The sequence below is a fragment of the Flavobacterium jumunjinense genome, from assembly GCF_021650975.2.
Taxonomy (GTDB): domain Bacteria; phylum Bacteroidota; class Bacteroidia; order Flavobacteriales; family Flavobacteriaceae; genus Flavobacterium; species Flavobacterium jumunjinense.
Genome location: NZ_CP091285.1, coordinates 2200955 through 2223092, shown reverse-complemented (window position 1 = coordinate 2223092; position 22138 = coordinate 2200955). Strand labels below are relative to the sequence as shown.

Here is a 22138-nt window from a genome sequence, read left to right as displayed (position 1 = left end):
TTGCGGGTTTTTTTTTATTTCTTATACTTTAAAGCTAAATGAACCACTTTCTTGGTTTCAAAAAACTCCTCGTCGAAATAATCCGACAAATCGTATTGAATAGCATTTGGAAAACTTATTAACTCTTCACTCAAATCACCTCCTTTTAAATAAAGAATTCCATTTTTCAAATCATGCTTAGATTCTTTTTTCACCTTATCTTTTATCCAATTAACGAAATCTGGCATATTCGTCACAGCTCTACTCACAATGAAATCAAAGTTTTCTTTCACCAATTCAGCTCTTTTCTGTTCAGCCCTCACGTTTTTCAAACCTAAAGCACTAGCTACTTCATTAACGACCTTAATTTTTTTCGCAATTACATCAATCAAATAAAAATCCACTTCTGGATGCATTATTGCTAAAGGAATTCCCGGAAAACCACCACCCGTTCCAACATCCATTATTTTTGTCCCAGGCTTAAACTCTTCTACTTTAAAAATTCCTAAAGAGTGTAAAACATGACGAACATATAACTCTTCAATATCTTTCCTAGAAATAACATTTATCTTCGAATTCCAATCTTCATATAAATCCTTTAACATTTCAAACTGTCTAATTTGTTCATCAGTTAAATCAGGAAAATATTTTAAAATTAACTCCATATCCTTTTTTTGTTGCAAAAATACATTTTTTAACAAACAATTAGATTAAAATACACACACTCATTAAGATAATTATTATCTTTGGTCCAAACAAGATTAGATTAAAAAAATGGATACAAAAACACCTATCTTCTCGAAAAACGATGACGCAAAGTTTTTCAGAACACTAAATAAACGTGTTAACGAATATTTTAAAACAAATAATATTAAAAAAACAGGGAACTGGAAATTACACTTTAAAACAATAATAATGTTTAGTCTTTTCCTTGCGCCCTATTTTTTCTTGATATCATTAGCAATGCCTTTTTGGGTATACTTTATCCTAAGTATTGTAATTGGTATAGGAATGGCTGGCGTTGGAATGAACGTTATGCACGATGGTAATCATGGTTCTTATTCCACTAAGAGTTGGGTAAACAAATTTATGGGCGGAAGTATTTATATATTAGCTGGAAATGTATACAACTGGCAAGTACAACATAATGTACTTCACCATACCTATACAAACATACCAGGTCATGATGAAGATTTAGATGCTGGTCGAGTAATCCGCTTTACTAAAGAAGCAAAATGGTATAAGTTCCATAAATTCCAACATTATTATTCAGTATTTCTTTATGGATTACTAACTTTCAACTGGTCTTTAACTACTGATTTCAAACAAATGAGTGGTTATTTAAAGAGAAAACTTTCTTATGGTGAAGTAAAAAGTCCAAAAATACTATGGACAACATTAGTAATTACTAAAATCATTTATTTTTCAGTTTGGATTGTTATACCATTAGTAGTTGGAGTTGTTTGGTGGAAAGTATTAGTTGGCTTTTTTGTTATGCATTATACTGCGGGATTAATTTTAAGTATTGTGTTTCAATTAGCACACATTATAGATGACACTACAAATCCTATCCCAAATGAGGAAACTGGAGAAGTAGAAAATACTTGGGCTATTCATCAATTATTTACAACTATTAATTTTGCACCAAAAAATTGGATTGTAAATTGGTACACTGGTGGATTAAATCATCAAGTTGAACATCATTTATTTCCAAATATTAGCCACGTACATTATGGTAAAATTGCTGAGATTGTAAAACAAACTGCAAAAGAGTGTAATTTACCATATCATGAGTACAAAACAATGAGAGCTGCAGTTATCGCGCACTTTAAACATCTCAAGGAACTAGGTCAAGAACCACAAATAGCATAATTTATGAGACGCAAGAAATTGCGTCTTTTCTATAAACAATAAATAACCAACAACACAATGAATTCGTTATCTGATAGAATTAACAATTTATCTACTTCGCAAACACTTGCTATGGCTGCGTTAGCGAGAGAATTAAAAGCACAAGGAAAAGATATCATCAGTTTGAGCTTAGGTGAACCTGATTTCAATACTCCTGACTTTATAAAAGAAGCTGCAAAAAAAGCCATCGATGAAAACTACAGTACTTACACACCTGTAGATGGATATGCAGAACTTAAAGAAGCTATTTGCAAAAAATTCAAAAGAGACAATGAACTAGATTACAAGCCTAGCCAAATTGTTGTTTCTACAGGAGCAAAACAATCATTATATAATATAGCACAAGTGATGCTTAATGATGGTGATGAAGTAATACTTCCTGCACCATATTGGGTTTCATATTTTGAAATTATAAAATTATCTGGTGGTGTTCCTGTTGAAGTTCCAACTTCTGTGGAAACCGATTTTAAAATCACACCTGAACAACTTGAAAAAGCAATCACACCAAAAACTAAAATGATGTGGTTTAGTTCTCCTTGTAATCCTAGCGGTTCTGTTTACAACAGAGAAGAACTTACAGCGCTTTGCAAAGTTTTAGAAAAGTACCCAAACATCTATGTAGTTTCAGATGAAATATATGAACATATAAATTTCTCAGGAACATTTTGTAGTATCGGATCTATTCCAGGCATGCTAGATAGAACAATTACTGTTAATGGAGTCGCGAAAGCGTTTGCTATGACAGGATGGAGAATTGGATATATTGGCGCTCCAGAATTTATTGCAAAAGCATGTACAAAAATTCAAGGACAAGTTACAAGTGGTGCTAATTCTATAGCACAACGAGCTACTATTGCTGCTGTTGAAGCTGATCCAAAAGTATTAAACCACATGGTAGAAGCTTTTCACAAAAGAAGAGATTTAGTTGTTGGTTTAATTCAAGAAATTCCAGGATTAAAAATCAATGTTCCTGAAGGTGCTTTTTATGTATTCCCTGATGTTTCTGCCTATTTTGGTAAAACTTTAAACGGAACAAAAATTGAAAACGCAACCGATTTCTCTATGTATCTTTTAGCAGAAGCTAATGTAGCTACTGTAACAGGTGAAGCATTTGGTAATCCAGATTGTATTCGTTTTTCTTACGCAACAAGCGAGGAATTATTAAAAGAGGCATTAAGAAGAATAAAAGAAGCATTAGCTTAATTACTATATAAATAATGCCTCAAGTTTCCTTGAGGCACTATTTTTTAAAACAAACTGTCTCTTAAAAAATTCTTTATTAATGGATTTTTTGTACAAGAATTTTCTCAAAAACTTACACTTGAAAATCAATAATACAATTATTGATGAATCGATACATACTTTAAATAGTTCCGAATTAAAATTAATAAAGAGAGAATATATAAAATCGCTAATTCAAGCAGGACTTCTAGGTCTGTTAGGCGTTTGTCTTTATTATTTCCCAATCTACTATTTCCCGCTATTTACACAAACAATTACATTATCTCTTTTTGACCAGCTTATCTCCTTACCCATTTATGATATTTTATTGTGTTTGGTTTTAACTGTTGTAGAAATCTATCTATTGACGATAATTCATTTAAGAATGACTCACAATATAGCAGTCTATTCTGGATTTATTTCTTCAATAAATAAAGAAACACATATAAATAAGCTCACACAAATTGCTACTGGTAAAGTTGATAAAAAAATTACTCAATATGGTTTAGATCCTTTTCAAGGAACAAATAAGTGGGTTTTATTTACGATTAACTTACTTATTAAACTTAAAGGTTTTCTTGCTAATAAAATATTGAGATACCTCATTAAACGATTTGCTGGAAGATATGCCGTAAAGTATGTAATGGATTTTATTGGAGCTCCAGTTTATATGCTACTGAACATGTATGCTACACATATTATTTATAAAAATGCTAAAGCAGAAATTTTCGGGCATCAACTCATAAAAAAGTACATTTCTAATTTACCCAATCTAGAACTAAACCAAGAAGAAAAAGAGTTAATCTATCATACATTGCAACTCATTGCGATGAGCAAAAGAGATTTTCATTCCAATCATTCTCTATTAACTGAACAGGTTATTGCTTTCTTTAAAATACCTATAAAAGAGAAACATTATTTTAACGATTCCTTTTATGAATCGCTAGAATCTAGCAAAAAAGAAATAGCTAAAATTTGCTCTGATATTTTTCTTCTAGGACTCATTTTAGACGGACATATTTCAAACAAAGAAAAAAAGAGAATACAACTATTACAACAAAAAGAAATATTTCAACATAGTATTGAAGCCATACAATTAGCTTGCTCTAATTTCATTCATGGAAGAGAAACAACCATCATTCAATTAAAGTAAATAGCCACACCACTGAAAAATAATTTTTAAACATATGAATAAAAAAATAATATTACTTGGCTCAGGAGAACTAGGAAAAGAGTTTGTCATTGCTGCACAAAGAATAGGTCAAACTGTGATTGCAGTTGACAGTTATGAAAATGCACCCGCAATGCAAGTTGCACATGGTTTTGAAGTAATCAATATGCTTGATGGAGCAGCATTAGATAGCATAGTAGCGAAACATCAACCTGATTTTATAGTACCTGAAATTGAAGCCATTCGTACCGAACGTTTTTATGACTATGAAAAGCAAGGTATTACTGTTGTTCCTTCTGCTAAAGCTGCTAATTTTACGATGAATCGAAAAGCCATTCGTGACTTAGCGGCTAAGGAATTAGGATTAAGAACTGCCAATTATCGCTATGCAACCTCAGCGGATGAGTTACAAAAAGCCGTTGCAGAAGTTGGAATGCCTTGTGTTGTTAAGCCTTTAATGAGTTCTTCTGGAAAAGGACAATCTACTATAAAAACAGATGAAGATATTAGCAAGGCTTGGAATTATGCTGTAGAAGGTTCTCGTGGCGATGTGGTGGAAGTTATTGTAGAAGCATTTGTTAATTTTCATTCGGAAATTACCTTATTAACGGTAACACAAAACAATGATTTACCAACCTTATTCTGTGCTCCTATTGGTCACCGACAAGAACGTGGAGATTATCAAGAAAGTTGGCAACCTGCTCGGATTTCTGATGCCGCTCTATTTGAAGCACAAGATATGGCTGAAAAAGTAACAGAAGCCTTAGGTGGAGCTGGACTTTTTGGTGTTGAATTCTTTCTAACTGACGAAGGTGTTTATTTTTCAGAATTATCACCAAGACCACATGATACAGGTATGGTTACCTTGGCAAACACTCAAAACTTCAATGAATTTGAATTGCATTTACGTGCCATTTTAAGCTTACCCATTGCAGAAATTACGCAAGAAAAGAATGGAGCAAGTGCTGTTTTGTTAGCCACTGAAAATTCAGCTAACCCTACTTTTAGTGGTATTGAAAACATAGCTGGTTTACCAAAAACAGATTTTAGATTGTTTGGAAAACCTACTTCAAGACCTTATAGAAGAATGGGGGTTATTTTAACCAATGATTCTTTAGAAACTCCAATTGAAGAAATTACAGAAAGAGCTAAAGAAGCTGCTAAATTAGTAACAATACATTCTTAATTTAATACCATTTATCACTTGAATTTACTGGAATAAAACGCCCTTTTTTCCTCGCTATTTCAATATAAAATAAAAACGTAGCGATGCTATGCTTTGATTTTCTATTTTATATGTAGATAATTATTTGTTTTTAATTGGTCATATGGAATCGCATATTTTCATTGGTGTTTGCAAGCAAACGCTTTTCTTATGGCGATTTCATATCAAGAAAAAATCATCATTTCCTTTTACAGTAAATTCAAATCACAAATGGTATAAGAATGCTAACAACTAAAAAAGCCAAAATCTAAAATTAGATTTTGGCTTTTTTTATAAATCAAAAACGCTCTTATTGTTTCATTATTTTAACAATACTCTCGCTTCCGTTTGCTTTTATTTTCAAGAAATAGATTCCTTTTTGAAAATGGGAAACATCTAATCTTGTTGATGTTGAGTTTACCTTACTATCTAAAATACTCTTTCCTAAAATATCTGTCACGCTTAATGATTCTATATTTGAAGTATTCTTTCTAATCGAAATAAAAACTTCCTCTTTAGCAGGATTTGGATATACTACAAAACTGTTTGCTTCAAAACTTTGATTACTTAAAGGAGCTATAAACTCAGTTGTATAGGTATTTGTTATAATTGCAGGATTAAAATCGAAATAAATATTCGCTGTATTTGGAATAATATCTCCAATGGCATAACCAGCAGTTGGTTTAATTTGAAAAACAATATAACCTTTACCTGTATTTGTATTTGCTACAGAAGGAGGCAAATCGATTCCATTGAATTTCCAGCTTAGATTATTCCCATCACGCTCTAAAACATAATTATGACTTGCATCTACCATTTTTAAAGTAGAAGCATCGAGCATTGCGTCTAAAACATCATCTACTTTAACGGTAACCGCATTGGCAGTTCCTGTATTTTCAAATTGAATGGTATAGGTTAAATAGTCATCTGTTGAAAAATCAGCATGTACAATTTTTCCACCATGTACTTCTGTTTTATCATTTGGATCATAGGAACCTACAATAATTTGAGACAAAGCTGCTTCATTGTTATTGACGTTCACATCTCCAGATGGAATTGTTATAGCAACAGCATTGGTTAACACATCACCTAAAGCAACTGTAGGAATCGTAGGCGTTTGCATTGTTACATAAATATAATGTGTTTCATTCGGTAACAAATTGGTAAAGTCATAGGTAAATCCATTGGCTGTAGTTACAGCACTAGCTTCAGAAATGGCAGTAACAGTAATCACATTATCGTTTGTAAATGTTACAGTACCAGAAATAGTTTGATTCCCTAAATTTCTATAAGTAATTCTATTTGTGTAAGGGAAACCTGGTCTTGGTAGTGCTCCATTTTGATTAAGATAGACTTGTAGATCTACATAAGGAATAATCGTTAGTGGGAAATTATAGGTTGTAATTCCAGAATTTGCAACAACCGTTACATTTGCATAATTATTTTGAGACAAGGTATATTGCGTAGCATTAGCCGAATTAATTACATAACTTAAATTATAAGTATTTACTGGATTGCTTTCATACAGATAATGCATTCCTGTTGAAGAAACAATAGAAACTGTATTTCCATTGTTAATTTGGTATTCAAACGAACCAATATTTATATTTTGTTCGCCATTATCTTGAATATTATTTCCATTAGTATCAAGAAAAGCATTTAATTTAATACCATCACTTATGGAAAGGTTTGTTGTATTTGTTACTAAAGTAGCCGTTGGGTTTCCATCGTAGGTTCCGTTTACTTGAAAATTATTAGCAACCGAACCATTATTAATATCATTTTGAGTTAATACATAGCTTGCTAAAAAAGTAGATGTGTCTGAAGCGCCTCCATTTAATGTAGTAATTGTTCCACCATTACTAGACAACCCAAAAGAATCAAGCGTAATATTTGTAGCATCAAGCGTCTCATTATTGATAACTGTAAAATCGTAATTGATAATATCTCCAATATTAACAAAGCCATCGTTATTGTAGTCTACATAAGCACCATTAATTTGTAAATCGAGAACAACCTCTATAGTTATACAAGTTTCAAAAAAACAACCATAACTATCAAACACTTGAACACAATAATTCCCAGAAGATAAATTTGTGAAGACATTGTTTGATGAAGTCACTGTAGGATTAGAACTAATTGAATATTGATACGGAGGTGTTCCACCTGTTACATTATTAACTGCTATTGTATTACCACTTGCAACAAGATTAGCTGTAATAGGTAATGGCGATTCTATAACTATTGATTGCGAATCTGTACACCCATTTGAATCCATAACAAAAATAGTGTACATTCCAGGCGGTATACTAGTAAAAACATTACTCGTTTGAAAAGATGCCCCTCCATCCATTGAATATTGATAAGGAGCACTTCCTCCTGTTGCCGTTACTGTAATTGCAGCAACATCACCATTGCAAAATGGTTGATCAATGGATAAACTTGTATTTATAGGAATTAATGGTGGTATGATTATCGTTTCCGTTTTACTACATGTTCCTAGAAAAACTCCTATTTGTATATTTGGCTGATTAACTCCGGTTAAAGTTATTTCTGCTGGATTACCAACAATATTCATATTTGGACCACTATTTATCGTATAACTAAACGGTAAATCAGGATTTCCTCCAGAAAGTATTATCACAACATTTGCTCCATCTATACAATCATTTGAAATAATTGATGATGCTATTACAATTGTCTCAATAACATATATTTGAAAACTCTCGACAGAAACATTACTCGTTACAACATTTTCAACTCTTGCGTATTTTGTTTCCGTACTTGAAATTGCCGTATAGCTAGTAGGTGTGCTTATTGTGTTTGTATTATTTTGAGCTTCTGCTAATGATTCATGATAACTAATTACAATGTCGTTTGGGTTTTGAGTCCCAATTAATTGTGTTTCATTAGCTGTTAAATCAAATACGGTGATTCCGTCACAGTTAAACAAATCGAATGCTTGTGAAAAAGCTGTAATTTGAAATAATAAAAATAAAATGAGTATTGTTTTTTTCATTGTTCGATATTTATTTATAAATCAAAGGTATAACTTTTATTAGTATCATTATAAACCAAAATTAAGCATTTGCATTCTATTACGAAAAATGGCTGCTTTATACTTGCTTCAGTACTCCGTTTTACGTCCTCAATGTAGCTAATGCTACATTTGTGGGTCAAAACTTCCGTACTTCGCAACTATTTTGCATCTATTTCTCTCATAACAAAGTCTAATGCGTAATTTGGGTTAAAAAATAGTATCTTAGCTCTTCTTAAATTGGGCAAAATGAAAACTACACTTACACTTCTATTACTACTTACTTTAAATTTTATTACAGCTCAGGAAAAAGAACCTGCAAAACAAAAAAAACAAACCGTTGAAGCGTCTTGTGGTCAATGTCAGTTTGGAATGAAAGAAAAAAGTGGTTGCGATTTAGCTGTTAGAATAGATGGCAAAGCGTACTTTGTTGAAGGTAGTTCTATAGACGATCATGGTGATGCACATGCTCATGATGGTTTTTGCCAAGCTATTCGACAAGCCGATGTTATTGGCGAGGTGAAAAATGGTAAGTTTGTTGCTACTTATTTTAAAGTGAGACCCAAAAAGAAAAAATAATGGCTCTAATTTTAGACAATATCGCTAAGATTGTTGCACTAACTAATGAGGAAAAGGCTTTATTTTTATCTAAAACAGAAGTCCAACATCATAAAGCAAAAACACTACTTCATAATGCTGGAGCAATTTGTGAATTTTCTTATTTTGTTAATTCTGGAATTGTTAGAAGTTTCAATATCAATGATAATATTGTGGAACATGTTTTGCATTTTGCTTGCGAAGGTTGGTGGATTGGAGACTTATATAGTTTACTTTCTCAAAAACCGGGTAATTTATTCATCGAAGTTTTAGAAGATGCAGAAATTGTTTTGCTTTCTAAAGAGAACCAAGATGAATTATATTCTGAAATACCCAAATTGGAACGTTTTTTCAGAATTCTTACCGAAAACTCATTAGTAGCCCATCAAGAACGTTTAATGGATAATTTAAGTCTATCGGCAGAAGAGCGTTTTGAGAAGTTCTGCTCTAAATACCCTACGCTAATACAGAAAGTTCCTCAAAAACAAATTGCTTCCTATATTGGTGTTACTCCTGAATTTTTTAGTAAAATGAAAGCGCGTTTGCTTAAAAAGTAAACGGCTCTTGCCTTTCGTTTTCTAAAAGAAAACAGCACGACCACTCTCTTCTTTGATCCTATTTAATATTCAAAATTACTACACGATTGATACCCTAAATCTACAGTAAAAACAGGTATTTCTATCTAGTTAAAACAGTTGTTTTTTCTTAAATTTGAACTACAAATACCTGATAGACTTCGTAATAGTAGCCTGATTCTTTTACTCCTAATTCTTTTTTAATTGCTTCTTAAGGGGTACTACAACTACGGCTTATATACGGGTTTGCTATAAGGTTAACACGGAGTAAAGACGAAGTAATAACAGTAGAAACATAGGTATTCTTTATAGTTTACTTTCTCAAAAACCAAGTAATTTATTCATCGAAGTTTTAGAAGACGCAGAAATTGTTTTGCTTTCTAAAAAAACCTAAGACGAATTACACTCTGAAATACCCAAATTCGAACGTTTTTTAAAATTCTTATCGAAATTAGTAGCACATCAAGAACGTTTAATGGATAATTTAAGTCTATCCGCAGAAGAGCGTTTTTGAGTAGTTCTGCTCTAAATACCATACCATACGTTAATATAAAAAGTTCCTCAAAAACAAATTGCTTCCTATATTGGAGTAACTCCAGAATTTTTTAGCAAAATGAAAGCTAAAATGTTGAGGAAATAAAAAAATAATTATATTTTATTATATTGTTCCAACAATTTAACAAATCTACTCTCTTCCTTATATTTGTTTTTTATGTCAATATATATTGTATCTGAGTCTGCTCCTGCTATAAGAGCTTCCTCAAGATAAAGATAAAAATTCTCATCGTCTCCTTTAGTTGCATAAATAGTTGCTTTTGTACCAATGTATGCACTCTCTTTTTTAATATTTAGAGCCATTTCAATATATTTAAATGCCTCATCATATTGTTTCATTAATCTGAAATAATTACTATATGCATGGTAAATAGTATCTTTTTCATTATTTAACATTTTAGCTTTCTCAATATCTTTCAGCGCTTCTTCAAACCTAGATAAGGCTAAAAAACTTAAAGCTCTTTCCAAATAATTTAAGCTATCATTTTTCTCTTTTGAGATTACATAATTTAAATCATCTATAGCATTTAAATATTCCTCTTGCCAATAATAACAATGTGATCTACTATAATAATTATCAATTTCTTCAGGATCTAATTCAATAGCTTTATTCCAATCAATAATTGATTTTTCATTTTCTTTTAAATTCATAAAACATTTTGCCCTATTTTTATAATAACCTGAAACATTTGAATCTAAATCTATAGCCTTATTAAAACTTAATATTGCTTTTTCATTATTTTTTAAGCTACCGCATGAAATGCCTTTTAGATTATAATATTTTGCATTATTTTTATCTATACTTAATAATGTCTCTGAAATCTCTAAAGCCTTTTTAAAATTCTTCTTTTGCTTAAGATAAAAATCAAAAAAACCAATAAGATTATTTTCGTTTTTTGGCTCTTTATTAATTATTTTATTTCTTATTTCATATTCTTTGTTATATTCTTTATTATTATTATAACAGTTTGCAAGATTTAATAAATCTTGTAAATCACTTTCTCCATATTCAACAGATTTCTTGTAATTAACAATCGCTTGGGCCCAATTTTCATTTCGCATAAAATGATTACCTAAAGCACTGAATTTTTCTTTTTCATTTAGCAAATAATCTTTAAGAGGTGTTTCTGTTAATATTAATTGGGATTTTAATTTTGCTTCATGTATATGTTTAGGAAAAAATTTATAAAAACCAATTAACTCTTGAACATAAACTGAATAGGGATAAAAAGCAGAGTTATATTTTAAAAAATGATTTAAAATCATTTTAGCATTTTCTTCCTTCTCTGAATTTTTCTTTTTTTTCTTTTTTTTATCAATTCCACAAAAGAAATATTTTATTTGATCAGGCAATGGTACTTCTTCTAAAAAAGAAATATAATCTTCAATATCACTACCTTCATAATTATCATAAACAGCATCAAAGGCAGGATTTTCATCTTGATGAAACGGTAAAAAATAATTATATGGATTATCATTAAAATACTCATTAACAAATATCTCTTCATTTATAACTGAAACATTGTTTAAACCAATACTAAAAAGCTTTATGATTTTTGAACAAGCATCCTGTATTCTTAAATTCTGGTTTAAAGATTTTATTTTATTTTTTATTGAATCAAATCTTAACCACTTATAACCTAGATGATTTAAAACCAAAAACAAAGACACAATTGCTTTTTGCCATACTTTTTCTTCGTTATCATTAATAAAATCTATAAGCAAAGTTATTTTTTTTTCATCCGGCTTATTAAAATGTATTAGACTGCAAGAAATAGCACTTATTATAACACTTCTGTCATACCATTTATAAATATCTGTATTACTTCTTATTTTTTGAATGTCTTCAATAGTTTGCGTATCTAATTTCTCGGATGAATAAATAGTATCAAATATTGTTTGCAAATCATTTTGCCTATAAGGTTTATCTACTTTTTGCAGATAATCAATTCGTCCAAATAATAAATGATTTATTTTTACTCTTAAATCTCGAATTTCTTTATTTAACAATTTATCGTTAGGACTATTTATAAGCTCCTTTGTTTTTTGATCAATCAAATCAGCAAGATTTCCTACATCATCTTTTGTTAGTGTTTTATCTATTTTTTCAATAATCAAATCTGACTTAATTTTAGAAGAATCTGCCTTTATTTTTTCGAATGCAGTCAAGTAAGAAAGCAAACTTTTGTTCCAATTATCTATTTTAATAGTATTAATATCATATTTAATAAAACTCTCATTTCTTGTTGAAAACACATAATGCTCATTAATAGTGTAACCATTATAAATTTTCTTAATGTCGTTAAAAAGATCATTTATAAAAGGATCTGAAAGACTAAACCCAATAAAAAGTAAAGTTTTCTCTTTAAAATGATTAATTAAAGCATCATTATTACTATTTTGATTATCATATATTTTATTATAATCACTTTTAAAAAATATTATTGAATCTGGGTTTTGATAGTCCCCATGAATTTTATATAAAAAGCTAGCATTATTTTTTTGGCTTTTAAGAGTTTGAAATACATTTGTATTATCAAATATCGTTGGATTAATATTTTCCGGTAAATATTTTTCTAAAACCTTGTCATAATTAGTAGTAATTATTTTATCTGAAACATTCCAAATTTTTGAATGTATTTCTGAAGTTAAAGGCAATTTACTACTGATACCATCCAATTTATTAATTATGAATTCCAAAGATTTCTTTTTATAAATCATCCCATGATCTAAATCATTTTCAATTTTATCAATTACTTCAAATAATGATTTAGTGTTATTTCTTAAAGCATTTAAAATATTTTTAAAATTTACATCTGATGATTCACCATATTTTGAATTCAAATTTTCGACTATATCTTCAATTAATTGTTTCCATGAAGGAAAACCCAAAGACATTGAGCATCCTGCTCCAATAAAAATCACTAGATTATTGTTTATAATTGCTTTTTCTAGTTCTGGTGGAATAATTGGTTTTTCAGTCATATTTTAGATAAAGAATCAAATTTACATTTTTACATTTAATTTTTTAATATAATTTTATAAATTCCATTTTTTTATAACTGTTTTATTAAAGCAACAAATTTATGTTTGTTATAAAGAAGTAGATATTACAAAGTTATTTCATCTTTAAAACTCATAAAGAACCTTAAAGCTATTTATTAACACCTCAACACTTCTATTTAATACCTTTTTGACTATAATTTTAAGTAAAAAGAGTATAATTAATATATCAATGGTTATAATTACTAGCTCTGTGGTTATAATTTTAAGTAAAAAGGCATTAAATAGTATCTCTAAGGTTATAATTAATATCAAAAAGACTATAAATAGAACGATTTAGGTTTTAATCTTAAAATGAGAACACTCAAACGACGGTGAGTGAGTTATAATATCATCTATTACAGAAAAACTCGTTTGTTTATAGAGAAAGCGTATTTACTTAAAAAATAATTTCTTAATCTAGGTTAAGACCTCCTTTCTGTGCTTGGTTGTACATTTGTATCATAGTAATTAAAACAATACACATTATGACAAATACAGTTATACATAAAGCCAATACGAGAGGAAATGCAAATCACGGTTGGCTGAACGCTTATCATAGTTTTAGCTTTGCCAACTGGTATAATCCAGAAAGAATTCAATTTGGTGTTTTACGTGTTTTAAATGACGACACTATTGCTGCTGGAATGGGTTTTGGAACACATCCTCATGATAATATGGAAATTATCACTATTCCTCTAGAGGGTGATTTGGCTCACAAAGACAGTATGGGAAATGCTGCTACTATTAAAACAGGTGATGTGCAGGTAATGAGTGCGGGAAGTGGTATTAAGCACAGCGAATTCAATCCTAATGCAGACTTGCAAACTAAATTGTTTCAAATTTGGTTGTTTCCAAACAAGGAAAATGTAACACCTCGTTATCAGCAGATTACTTTAGACAAATCGTTACAAAAAAATAATTTTTCTCAAGTATTATCTCCGAATGAAGACGATGAAGGTGTTTGGATTCATCAAGATGCTTGGTTTTATATGAGTAACTTTGATGCAAATTTCTCTAAAAAGCTATCGTTAAAGAAAGAAGGGAATGGTTTTTATATTATGAATATTGAAGGTGAAATCGTTGTAAACGGTGAAACTTTAGAAAAGAGAGACGCTATTGGTATTTGGGAAACTACAGAAATTGAAATAAAAGCGAATACTGATGCTCAATTTTTAGTAATGGAAATTCCAATGGAACAATAAATTAGTGATTAGTGATTAGTGATTAGTGATTAGTGATTAGTGATTAGTGATTAGTGATTAGTGATTAGTGATTAGTGAAAAATAATATAATTATGAGTACAACAGTAAAACTAGAAGTAAACGATAAAAATGGTTTTTTTTATATTGACATTGACGGAAAAACAGCCGCTAAAATGACTTTTGTATTTGCAGGAGATGAAAAAATCATAATAGATCATACAGAAGTTAATGAGGAACATAACGGAAAAGGGTTTGGCAAAATAATGGTCGAAAAAGCCGTAGATTTTGCTAGAGAGAAAAACCTAAAAATTATTCCACTTTGTCCATTTGCTAAGCATGTTTTTGATAAAACACCTGAATATAAAGACGTTTTATAATCAATTCTATTAAGAGCAATTTAATATAAAGAAACTATGGGAAATTTATTAGAAAATGATGTTAGAGGACAAATTGGTTCTCAAAAATATTTATGCACTATTTCATGGAGAAATGGCACATTCCTTATGGACGAACCAGAAGCTATTGAAGGTAAAGACCTTGGTCCTGATCCTTACACGATGCTTTTAGCTTCTTTAGCAGGTTGCACTTTATCTACTTTGCGCATGTATATTGATAGAAAAGGCTGGGACATTCCAGTAATAAACATTTCATTAAATTTGCATCAAGAAAACGATATTGAGTTAACAACAACTATTACTAGAGCTATTCATTTTCCAGAAACAATAGATGCCGATATAAAGAAAAGATTGTTAATTATCGCTGAGAAATGTCCTGTTTCTAAAATTTTGAAAAATAATATCGTAATCAATACAACACTATAAATATGAACTCAAAAGACATTACAAAAGAATATACCAATGGTGAAGTAACTATTGTGTGGCAATTTGGAAAGTGCATACATTCTGGTAACTGCGTAAGAAACAATCCTGATGTTTTTAAACCTAAAGAGAAACCGTGGATTACACTTGAAAATTCAACTACAGAAAAAATCATAGCAACAGTCAAAAAATGTCCGTCTGGTGCCTTAACTTATTATTTAAACCAATAAAGAAATGACTAAAAAAATTATCGCTTTTGGAGCGTCAAACAGTAAAAACTCGATTAACAAACAATTCGCTACCTATACAGCCCATACATTTAAAGATGCAGCAATTGAAATTCTAGACTTAAACGACTATGAAATGCCTATTTATTCTGTTGATAAAGAAAGTGAAAATGGAATTCCGCAATTGGCACATGATTTTTATAACAAATTAGGAACAGCTGATTTAATAATTGTTTCTTTTGCAGAACATAACGGGGCGTATACAACTGCTTTTAAAAATATTTTCGATTGGACATCTCGAATTAATGCTAAAACATTTCAAGAAAAACCAACACTTCTTTTAGCAACTTCTCCAGGTGCTAGAGGTGGAAGTTCTGTTCTAGAAATAGCAAAAGGAAGATTGCCTTATCAAGGAGCTTCTGTTGAAGGTAGTTTTTCATTACCTAGTTTTAATGATAATTTCAATGCTGAAAAAGGAATTATTAATGAAGCACTAAACAATCAATTCCAAGAAATAATCAACACTATAGCATTGTAAAAAAGCTTAACAAATATGTCGTTTATTACTAAAAAAGACGAGTCTAAATCATCTAAATTATTGCACTCCTAAAAAAATCATTATTTTTGCCCAACTAAATCCCTCAGTATATAGAAATAATACTGGATAAAAGAATAAAAAATGAAAGCATACGTATTTCCAGGTCAAGGAGCACAATTCTCAGGAATGGGAAAAGATTTATATGAAAACTCAGCATTAGCTAAAAATTTATTTGAAAAAGCGAATGAAATTCTAGGTTTTAGAATTACTGACATTATGTTTGAAGGTACTGCTGAACAATTAAAAGAAACAAAAGTAACCCAACCTGCTGTTTTTTTACATTCGGTAATTTTAGCCAAAACTTTAGGTGACGATTTCAAACCAGAAATGGTTGCGGGTCATTCTTTAGGGGAATTTTCTGCTTTAGTAACAAACGGAACTCTGTCTTTTGAAGATGGATTAAAATTAGTTTCTCAACGTGCATTAGCCATGCAAAAAGCGTGTGAAATTGCTCCTTCAACAATGGCTGCGGTTTTAAACCTTGACGATGCAATTGTAGAAGACATTTGTGCATCTATTGATGGTGTTGTTGTAGCTGCAAACTACAACTGTCCGGGTCAATTAGTCATTTCTGGAGAATATAAAGCGGTAGAATTAGCTTGTGAAAAAATGAAAGAAGCTGGAGCAAGAAGAGCGTTAATATTACCTGTTGGTGGTGCTTTTCACTCTCCAATGATGGAACCAGCTAGAGAAGAACTGGCAGCTGCTATTGAAGCAACAACATTCTCTGCTCCTATTTGCCCTGTGTATCAAAATGTTACTGCAAGTGCCGTTTCTGATGCTGAAGAAATAAAGAAAAATCTAATTATTCAATTAACAGCTCCTGTAAAATGGACACAATCTGTAAACCAAATGATTGCTGATGGCGCTTCTTCTTTTACTGAAGTTGGTCCTGGAAAAGTTTTAGTTGGTTTGGTTGGAAAAATAAACAAAGAAGTAGCAACGTTTTCTGCATAATTAAAAAAAACTATGAAAAAAATTGCCCTTATTTCCCTTTTAAGCTTGTTCGTTTCTTGTAAAGAAGACGTTAAAAAAGAAGAATCAACAACCGAAGAAATTCAAATTACTGAAACAGAAGTTAAAGAGGTTCCTGAATTTACAAAAGGAATTGAAGCAACTCACAAAAAAGCAGAATTTTTAGCGAATGACGTTATTAGTTATGACTTAATGGTGAATTTTGGAGGTAAAGAATATCTTGCTGGAAAGTTTACACAAACAGTAGATGGAACTTTAATTAGAATGGAAAGAGCCGATGGGGAAGTTGTGCTTTATGATGGTAAAGAAGTATATACTAACAAAGCAGATGCGAACCTTAAAGGGGATCGTTTTGATATATTTACTTGGCCTTATTTTATTACATTGCCTTATAAATTAAATGACAACGGTACTATTTGGTCTGACTTTCAAGACTTACCTTTTTACGGAGAAAATGTCGCTACTGGAAAGCTAACTTTTGAAGCTAATATTGGTGATGCTCCAGATGATTGGTACTACATCTACAAAGATGCTCAGAATCATTTAGTAGGTGCTGCTTATATTGTTAGTTTTGGAAAAGGAAAAGAAGCTGCTGAAAAAGAACCACATGCTGTAAAATATACTACTTTCTTAGAAACAAATGGAATTCCTTTTGCTACAGAATGGACGTATCATATGTGGACTCTTGAAACTGGTTTTGGAGACGAAATAGGTAAAGCAAAAGTTACTAATATTGTGTTCTCTAAAAAGAATGAAGCGCTTTTTGAAAAACCAGAAAATGCTACTTTAGTCCCTTTAAAGTAATACACATTAAACCAAAATATGAAAACTCCTATAATTATTTAGGAGTTTTTTTTAGTTATATTTGTTAAACCCAAATTAAGCATTTGAATTCTATTACTCTCATAACAAAGTCTAATGCGTAATTTGGGTTAAAATCGACGTACAATCTATATGAATTTGAATTTACGAACCGTAAATGTAACACGCTATATTACTCCGCTACGAGAAGGAGGTTCATTGCCTGCTTTAGCGGAAGCAGATGACGCATTTAAATATGTTTTAAAATTTCGTGGAGCGGGTCATGGTGTGAAAGCATTAATTGCAGAATTTCTGGGTGGACAAATTGCAAAATATTTAGGACTACCTATTCCTGAATTAGTTTTTGCCACTTTAGATGAAGCCTTTGGAAGAACAGAAGCAGATGAAGAGATTCAAGATTTATTAAAATCTAGTCAAGGATTAAATTTAGGCCTTCATTATTTATCTGGATCGATAACCTATGATGCAGCAGCTAATGACTGCGAAGCTTTGTTAGCTTCTAAAATTGTTTGGTTAGATGCATTTATTACTAATGTAGATCGAACTTTCAAGAATACCAACTTACTAATTTGGAACAAGGAGCTTTGGCTAATTGATCATGGTGCTTCTTTTTATTTTCATCATTCATGGACCAATTGGGAAACTACTGCAAAAACGCCATTTGCATTCATTAAAGACCATGTTTTGTTGCCAAAAGCTTCAAAGTTAGAGGAAGCTCATAAAGAATTTACAACCAAATTAAATGATCTAATTCTGAAAGAAATTGTTGATCAAATTCCTGAAGATTGGTTGCAATGGGAAGAACTGCCAATAACTGCTGAAGAAATTAAAGAAGTTTATTTTCAATTTTTATCGTTACGATTAAAAAATGCCGAATTATTTTTAAAACAAGCGCAAGATGCACGAAAAACACTTATATGATTATGCTGTAATTCGTGTTGTTCCTAGAGTTGAGCGCGAAGAGTTTATAAATATTGGTTTAATGCTTTATTGTAAACGTCAGAAATATTTACGCATACACTATCAAATTCCGAAAGAGAAAATTAGTTTATTCTGTCCTAAATTTGACATTGAGCAACTTACAATTAATGTAGAAGCTCTTGTAACTATTTGTGAAGGCAAAAAAGAAGGTGGACCAATTGCTCAATTTGAAAAAGACGAACGTTTTAGATGGATTACAGCTGTTAAAAGTTCAAGTATACAGACTTCTAGACCACACTCTGGATTTAGTGACGATTTAGATACAACCTTTGAGAAATTATATACCGAATTAGTCGAATAAAAATTAAAAGATGAATACAACTATCGAAAAAATACTTCTAGCGCAAAAAAATGTAAAAGTAATTGATGCTTCCATTGCTTATAAAGATTATGTTGCTTTGGATTTATCTGCAAAAAACACTGATCTAATAGCGTTAGATGTTACAGATGCAGTAATTTTTGAAGATTTCATAGAAGATCATCTTTCAAAAAATGATGCTAAAGTAGCTTTTGGAGGTTATTTAGAAACTCGAAATCTATACAGAAGAAGTAGTGTTTTTAAAAATGAAGTTACCGACGAAAGAAATATTCATATTGGATTGGATCTTTGGATAAAAGCAGGAACAAATGTATTGGCTGCTTTAGACGGGAGAATACATAGCTTTCAAAACAACACTGCTTTAGGCGATTATGGTCCTGTGATTATTTTAGAGCACACGATAGAAGACATCACTTTCTATACTTTATACGGTCATTTGAGTATTGATAGTTTAAAAGACAAGAAAGAAGGTCAAATAGTTACAAAAGGAGAAGTTATTGCACAATTGGGTGCACCACCAATTAATGGTGATTATGCTCCTCATTTACATTTTCAAATTATACAGGATATGCAAGGCAAAAAAGGAGATTACCCTGGTGTTTGTAGCTTGAATGATTTGGAGTTCTTTAAAGTAAATTGTCCAGATGCTAATTTGTTATTGAAGATTTAATAAATTTTTATTAAACAGAATGATTGTTATTTACTTATTCGTAAAAAAATATACGAATTGGTTCTTATTGGATTTATAAAAAAATATTGTGCCTTAAAAGTTTTTGTTTTCAAAAAGCAAATAGGACTACATTCGTTGTAGTTTTATATCGCTTTTTTATACAATTTTAGATTTTCATTCTCTAATTTACTAAATGTATTTGCTTTGTTAAAGGCTAGAATCTCTTTATAATTTAATCGTTCAATTTCGTTTTCTTCAATATCTGGAAATACATCTAACATTTTATTCTGAATATGACTAATAAACTTAACTAGATCTTCACAATATACTGAGGGATTATCGAACCCATTATTCTTATTATATCTATGAACTAATCTTCCACCTAAGCAAATTTCAAAAATTGGACATTGATTGCATTGATCACACACTTTCATGCTTTCATTAAAGTATAAGTTTGCTACAGATGAATTAAAGACTTCTTCTAGTACGTTGTTTTTTATAGTAATATTTGTCTTAGTAAACTCTTGTCCACATGCTTTTAAAGAGTCTATTGGTTCTATTTCACCATTGGTTTCAATTACCAAAGATTTAAGTTCATTAGAGTTAATATCATCAAAATTTGCGAAACCTAAAATCACGTTAATATAACCTACGAAAAGAGGTATATCAATTTTCTCTTTATCATCAAACCAAAGATCAAATAATCGAATTAAAAAATCGGCATAGGGTTGATTATAATCTAAAGCATCTTTGTATGGAAAATTAGCATGCGTGAAGTCTTTAATTAAGAAATTAACAGAATCTACGTTTAAGCTTTTTAGACTTTTATATACTTTATCAGGATTTTCATCTACATCCATAACGGTAATAACATCGGCTCTTTTTGTAATTTCCTTTACTAAATCAATTGCTTTTTTTACAGCTGTATAACTTCCATTTCCTTTATGATCTACTCTATATTTATCATGAGATTCTTCTGTACTGTCTATACTTATGCCTATTTCTACTTCATTTTCTAAAAGAAGCATGCACCATTCTTCATCTAATAATATTCCATTTGTTTGAATACTGAAAGAAACTTTAAGTCCCTTAACTATTCCTTCGATTGCCTTTAGCTTTTGAAGCATCTCTTTAAATCGTTTTTTCTCCATTAATAAAGGTTCTCCTCCATGAAATAGAAAATTAAACGTTGTGAGTTTGTTTTTTATAATATATAGCTTTGCTTTTTCAATGACAGCATCAATTGTGTCTTCACTCATGAACTTTGGCTGATTTTTATAGGAATCGTCGCCAAGGTTGTACATAAAGCAGTATGAACAGTTTAAATTACAACGACTTGCTATCTTTAAAACCAATGAATTAAATATATACATGATTCAATTTTTGAAGGTTAAAAACAAGAGGTTGCAAAACGTGCAACCTCTTGTACTTGAGTATTAATTTGTTCTAATTTGATCTAAACTTTCTGCTACTCCAGTTCTAACGCATCTCTTTAAAACTTCATTCCATTCATAACCTTCTACACAAGAAGGATTAGCTCTTGTTGGAATATGTATTACAATTGGTACATTAGGCACTCCTCCTTTAATATTTTGTAAAAATTCGAATTGATACTTTGTTAAGTTTTCTAAACTTTTCCCAAATGTTACTTTCTTTGTTTTCATGATATACTATTTTTTCAATTCCCTACTCTATTACGTTGGATTTTCGGGTTCTTCCAATATGATCGATCTACTAGTAAGTGTAAAAAACTAGAAACCATTACCCAAAAAACAACAAGTATTTTAAAAAAAGGAATCACAACTAATTAAATAGCACTCATTTTCTTTTTTAGAAAATCATCTTTATCTTTAATTTGTTGTTAGCTATACCATTAATAAACAATAATTATTTAAAAAAACATTAATCTTCTAAAGGACACCCTACGCTATCAACAGGAACTCCCAATGGTGTTCTTTCACATTCGTCAATAACGTTTATTACGCCATCCCCATCATCATCATTTCTTTCAATAAAATTGTCGTCAGGTCTATGACATGAACTCAATATTAAAATTAAGATTGCAACAGTAAAATAAAAATTCTTTGTTTTCATTTGTATAAAATTTTAATTTTAGCGAATGAACTATTTCATGTCGCTTATTTTTTCAACAAAGATGTGTTAGATTTTAATATTAATGGGATGCGCCTACAAGTAAGGCAAAAATAGTGGTATTTGCTTATCTATTTTTA

Annotated in this window: 22 protein-coding genes; 16 read left to right on the top strand and 6 right to left on the bottom strand. The window is 30.4% G+C overall.

The window, feature by feature from the left end; genetic code table 11:
• Positions 1-14: 14 nt before the first annotated feature.
• The gene (rsmG, locus tag L2Z92_RS09635; RefSeq protein ID WP_236458648.1) at positions 15-644 is read right to left on the bottom strand and encodes a 16S rRNA (guanine(527)-N(7))-methyltransferase RsmG; all 630 of its coding nucleotides are present in this window, start codon (positions 642-644) and stop codon (positions 15-17) included.
• A 109-nt stretch (positions 645-753) separates the two neighbouring features.
• Between rsmG and L2Z92_RS09630 the strand changes: the two genes are divergently transcribed.
• From L2Z92_RS09630 to purT, 4 genes are all read left to right on the top strand, one after another.
• The gene (locus tag L2Z92_RS09630; protein ID WP_236458646.1) at positions 754-1851 is read left to right on the top strand and encodes a fatty acid desaturase family protein; all 1098 of its coding nucleotides are present in this window, start codon (positions 754-756) and stop codon (positions 1849-1851) included.
• Positions 1852-1908: 57 nt separating this feature from the next.
• Positions 1909-3093: a pyridoxal phosphate-dependent aminotransferase gene (locus L2Z92_RS09625; protein ID WP_236458645.1), complete on the top strand. Its 1185-nt coding sequence runs from the start codon at positions 1909-1911 to the stop codon at positions 3091-3093.
• Positions 3094-3211: 118 nt separating this feature from the next.
• Positions 3212-4264: an LBF_2804 family protein gene (locus L2Z92_RS09620; RefSeq protein WP_236458643.1), complete on the top strand. Its 1053-nt coding sequence runs from the start codon at positions 3212-3214 to the stop codon at positions 4262-4264.
• Between the two features lie 34 nt (positions 4265-4298).
• The gene (gene purT / locus L2Z92_RS09615) at positions 4299-5468 is read left to right on the top strand and encodes a formate-dependent phosphoribosylglycinamide formyltransferase (RefSeq protein ID WP_236458642.1); all 1170 of its coding nucleotides are present in this window, start codon (positions 4299-4301) and stop codon (positions 5466-5468) included.
• 328 nt (positions 5469-5796) lie between these two features.
• Here the strand turns inward: purT and L2Z92_RS09610 are convergent, their stop codons facing one another.
• The gene (locus L2Z92_RS09610) at positions 5797-8505 is read right to left on the bottom strand and encodes a DUF7619 domain-containing protein (RefSeq protein WP_236458641.1); all 2709 of its coding nucleotides are present in this window, start codon (positions 8503-8505) and stop codon (positions 5797-5799) included.
• A gap of 267 nt (positions 8506-8772) precedes the next feature.
• On the opposite strand from L2Z92_RS09610, the gene L2Z92_RS09605 reads away from it, so the two are divergent.
• Positions 8773-9102 carry a DUF6370 family protein gene (locus tag L2Z92_RS09605; RefSeq protein WP_236458639.1) on the top strand — a complete coding sequence of 110 codons (330 nt, stop codon included), beginning with the start codon at positions 8773-8775 and terminating at the stop codon, positions 9100-9102.
• On the top strand, positions 9102-9677 hold the full coding sequence (locus tag L2Z92_RS09600; protein ID WP_236458637.1) for a Crp/Fnr family transcriptional regulator: 576 nt from the start codon (positions 9102-9104) through the stop codon (positions 9675-9677). Before L2Z92_RS09605 ends, L2Z92_RS09600 begins: the two co-directional genes overlap by 1 nt.
• 666 nt (positions 9678-10343) lie before the next feature.
• Here the strand turns inward: L2Z92_RS09600 and L2Z92_RS09595 are convergent.
• Positions 10344-13235 carry an SIR2 family protein gene (locus L2Z92_RS09595; RefSeq protein ID WP_236458636.1) on the bottom strand — a complete coding sequence of 964 codons (2892 nt, stop codon included), beginning with the start codon at positions 13233-13235 and terminating at the stop codon, positions 10344-10346.
• Positions 13236-13780: 545 nt separating this feature from the next.
• Here L2Z92_RS09595 and L2Z92_RS09590 point away from each other — a divergent pair.
• From L2Z92_RS09590 to L2Z92_RS09545, 10 genes are all read left to right on the top strand, one after another.
• A complete protein-coding gene (locus L2Z92_RS09590; protein WP_236458635.1) occupies positions 13781-14497 on the top strand; it encodes a pirin family protein in 717 nt (238 codons plus the stop codon).
• Positions 14498-14589: 92 nt separating this feature from the next.
• Complete coding sequence (locus tag L2Z92_RS09585) at positions 14590-14874, top strand: GNAT family N-acetyltransferase (RefSeq protein ID WP_236458634.1); 285 nt, start codon at positions 14590-14592, stop codon at positions 14872-14874.
• Positions 14875-14910: 36 nt separating this feature from the next.
• Positions 14911-15318 carry an OsmC family protein gene (locus L2Z92_RS09580; RefSeq protein ID WP_236458632.1) on the top strand — a complete coding sequence of 136 codons (408 nt, stop codon included), beginning with the start codon at positions 14911-14913 and terminating at the stop codon, positions 15316-15318.
• 2 nt (positions 15319-15320) lie between these two features.
• Positions 15321-15545 carry a (4Fe-4S)-binding protein gene (locus tag L2Z92_RS09575; RefSeq protein WP_236458630.1) on the top strand — a complete coding sequence of 75 codons (225 nt, stop codon included), beginning with the start codon at positions 15321-15323 and terminating at the stop codon, positions 15543-15545.
• A gap of 4 nt (positions 15546-15549) precedes the next feature.
• Positions 15550-16080, top strand: coding sequence for an NADPH-dependent FMN reductase (locus tag L2Z92_RS09570; protein WP_236458629.1), 531 nt, complete (start codon positions 15550-15552; stop codon positions 16078-16080).
• 141 nt (positions 16081-16221) lie between these two features.
• Positions 16222-17097, top strand: coding sequence for an ACP S-malonyltransferase (fabD, locus tag L2Z92_RS09565; RefSeq protein ID WP_236458626.1), 876 nt, complete (start codon positions 16222-16224; stop codon positions 17095-17097).
• A 12-nt stretch (positions 17098-17109) separates the two neighbouring features.
• Positions 17110-17919: a heat-shock protein Hsp90 gene (locus L2Z92_RS09560; RefSeq protein ID WP_236458625.1), complete on the top strand. Its 810-nt coding sequence runs from the start codon at positions 17110-17112 to the stop codon at positions 17917-17919.
• A gap of 144 nt (positions 17920-18063) precedes the next feature.
• Positions 18064-18858 (top strand): HipA family kinase, encoded by a 795-nt coding sequence (locus L2Z92_RS09555; RefSeq protein ID WP_379678497.1) that lies wholly within the window; start codon positions 18064-18066, stop codon positions 18856-18858.
• Complete coding sequence (locus tag L2Z92_RS09550; protein ID WP_236458622.1) at positions 18836-19219, top strand: DUF3037 domain-containing protein; 384 nt, start codon at positions 18836-18838, stop codon at positions 19217-19219. The genes L2Z92_RS09555 and L2Z92_RS09550 overlap by 23 nt, the downstream gene beginning before the upstream one ends.
• A gap of 10 nt (positions 19220-19229) precedes the next feature.
• Positions 19230-19907, top strand: coding sequence for a peptidoglycan DD-metalloendopeptidase family protein (locus L2Z92_RS09545; protein WP_236458621.1), 678 nt, complete (start codon positions 19230-19232; stop codon positions 19905-19907).
• A gap of 143 nt (positions 19908-20050) precedes the next feature.
• Here L2Z92_RS09545 and L2Z92_RS09540 read toward each other — a convergent pair whose 3' ends face one another.
• The 3 genes from L2Z92_RS09540 to L2Z92_RS09530 all read right to left on the bottom strand — a co-directional run bounded on the left by L2Z92_RS09540 (position 20051) and on the right by L2Z92_RS09530 (position 22001).
• Positions 20051-21280, bottom strand: a complete 1230-nt coding sequence (locus L2Z92_RS09540; protein WP_262913010.1) for a radical SAM protein — start codon at positions 21278-21280, stop codon at positions 20051-20053.
• A gap of 63 nt (positions 21281-21343) precedes the next feature.
• On the bottom strand, positions 21344-21571 hold the full coding sequence (locus tag L2Z92_RS09535) for a hypothetical protein (protein ID WP_236458618.1): 228 nt from the start codon (positions 21569-21571) through the stop codon (positions 21344-21346).
• Positions 21572-21809: 238 nt separating this feature from the next.
• A complete protein-coding gene (locus tag L2Z92_RS09530; RefSeq protein ID WP_236458616.1) occupies positions 21810-22001 on the bottom strand; it encodes a hypothetical protein in 192 nt (63 codons plus the stop codon).
• Between the last annotated feature and the right edge of the window lie 137 nt (positions 22002-22138).

Excerpts from the sequence above, each read along its gene's own strand:
- rsmG (WP_236458648.1), bottom strand. The coding sequence starts at position 644 with ATGGAGTTAATTTTAAAATATTTTCCTGATTTAACTGATGAACAAATT.
- L2Z92_RS09630 (WP_236458646.1), top strand. The coding sequence starts at position 754 with ATGGATACAAAAACACCTATCTTCTCGAAAAACGATGACGCAAAGTTT.
- L2Z92_RS09625 (WP_236458645.1), top strand. The coding sequence starts at position 1,909 with ATGAATTCGTTATCTGATAGAATTAACAATTTATCTACTTCGCAAACA.
- purT (WP_236458642.1), top strand. The coding sequence starts at position 4,299 with ATGAATAAAAAAATAATATTACTTGGCTCAGGAGAACTAGGAAAAGAG.
- L2Z92_RS09610 (WP_236458641.1), bottom strand. The coding sequence starts at position 8,505 with ATGAAAAAAACAATACTCATTTTATTTTTATTATTTCAAATTACAGCT.
- L2Z92_RS09605 (WP_236458639.1), top strand. The coding sequence starts at position 8,773 with ATGAAAACTACACTTACACTTCTATTACTACTTACTTTAAATTTTATT.
- L2Z92_RS09600 (WP_236458637.1), top strand. The coding sequence starts at position 9,102 with ATGGCTCTAATTTTAGACAATATCGCTAAGATTGTTGCACTAACTAAT.
- L2Z92_RS09595 (WP_236458636.1), bottom strand. The coding sequence starts at position 13,235 with ATGACTGAAAAACCAATTATTCCACCAGAACTAGAAAAAGCAATTATA.
- L2Z92_RS09590 (WP_236458635.1), top strand. The coding sequence starts at position 13,781 with ATGACAAATACAGTTATACATAAAGCCAATACGAGAGGAAATGCAAAT.
- L2Z92_RS09585 (WP_236458634.1), top strand. The coding sequence starts at position 14,590 with ATGAGTACAACAGTAAAACTAGAAGTAAACGATAAAAATGGTTTTTTT.
- L2Z92_RS09580 (WP_236458632.1), top strand. The coding sequence starts at position 14,911 with ATGGGAAATTTATTAGAAAATGATGTTAGAGGACAAATTGGTTCTCAA.
- L2Z92_RS09575 (WP_236458630.1), top strand. The coding sequence starts at position 15,321 with ATGAACTCAAAAGACATTACAAAAGAATATACCAATGGTGAAGTAACT.
- L2Z92_RS09570 (WP_236458629.1), top strand. The coding sequence starts at position 15,550 with ATGACTAAAAAAATTATCGCTTTTGGAGCGTCAAACAGTAAAAACTCG.
- fabD (WP_236458626.1), top strand. The coding sequence starts at position 16,222 with ATGAAAGCATACGTATTTCCAGGTCAAGGAGCACAATTCTCAGGAATG.
- L2Z92_RS09560 (WP_236458625.1), top strand. The coding sequence starts at position 17,110 with ATGAAAAAAATTGCCCTTATTTCCCTTTTAAGCTTGTTCGTTTCTTGT.
- L2Z92_RS09550 (WP_236458622.1), top strand. The coding sequence starts at position 18,836 with ATGCACGAAAAACACTTATATGATTATGCTGTAATTCGTGTTGTTCCT.
- L2Z92_RS09545 (WP_236458621.1), top strand. The coding sequence starts at position 19,230 with ATGAATACAACTATCGAAAAAATACTTCTAGCGCAAAAAAATGTAAAA.
- L2Z92_RS09540 (WP_262913010.1), bottom strand. The coding sequence starts at position 21,280 with ATGTATATATTTAATTCATTGGTTTTAAAGATAGCAAGTCGTTGTAAT.
- L2Z92_RS09535 (WP_236458618.1), bottom strand. The coding sequence starts at position 21,571 with ATGAAAACAAAGAAAGTAACATTTGGGAAAAGTTTAGAAAACTTAACA.
- L2Z92_RS09530 (WP_236458616.1), bottom strand. The coding sequence starts at position 22,001 with ATGAAAACAAAGAATTTTTATTTTACTGTTGCAATCTTAATTTTAATA.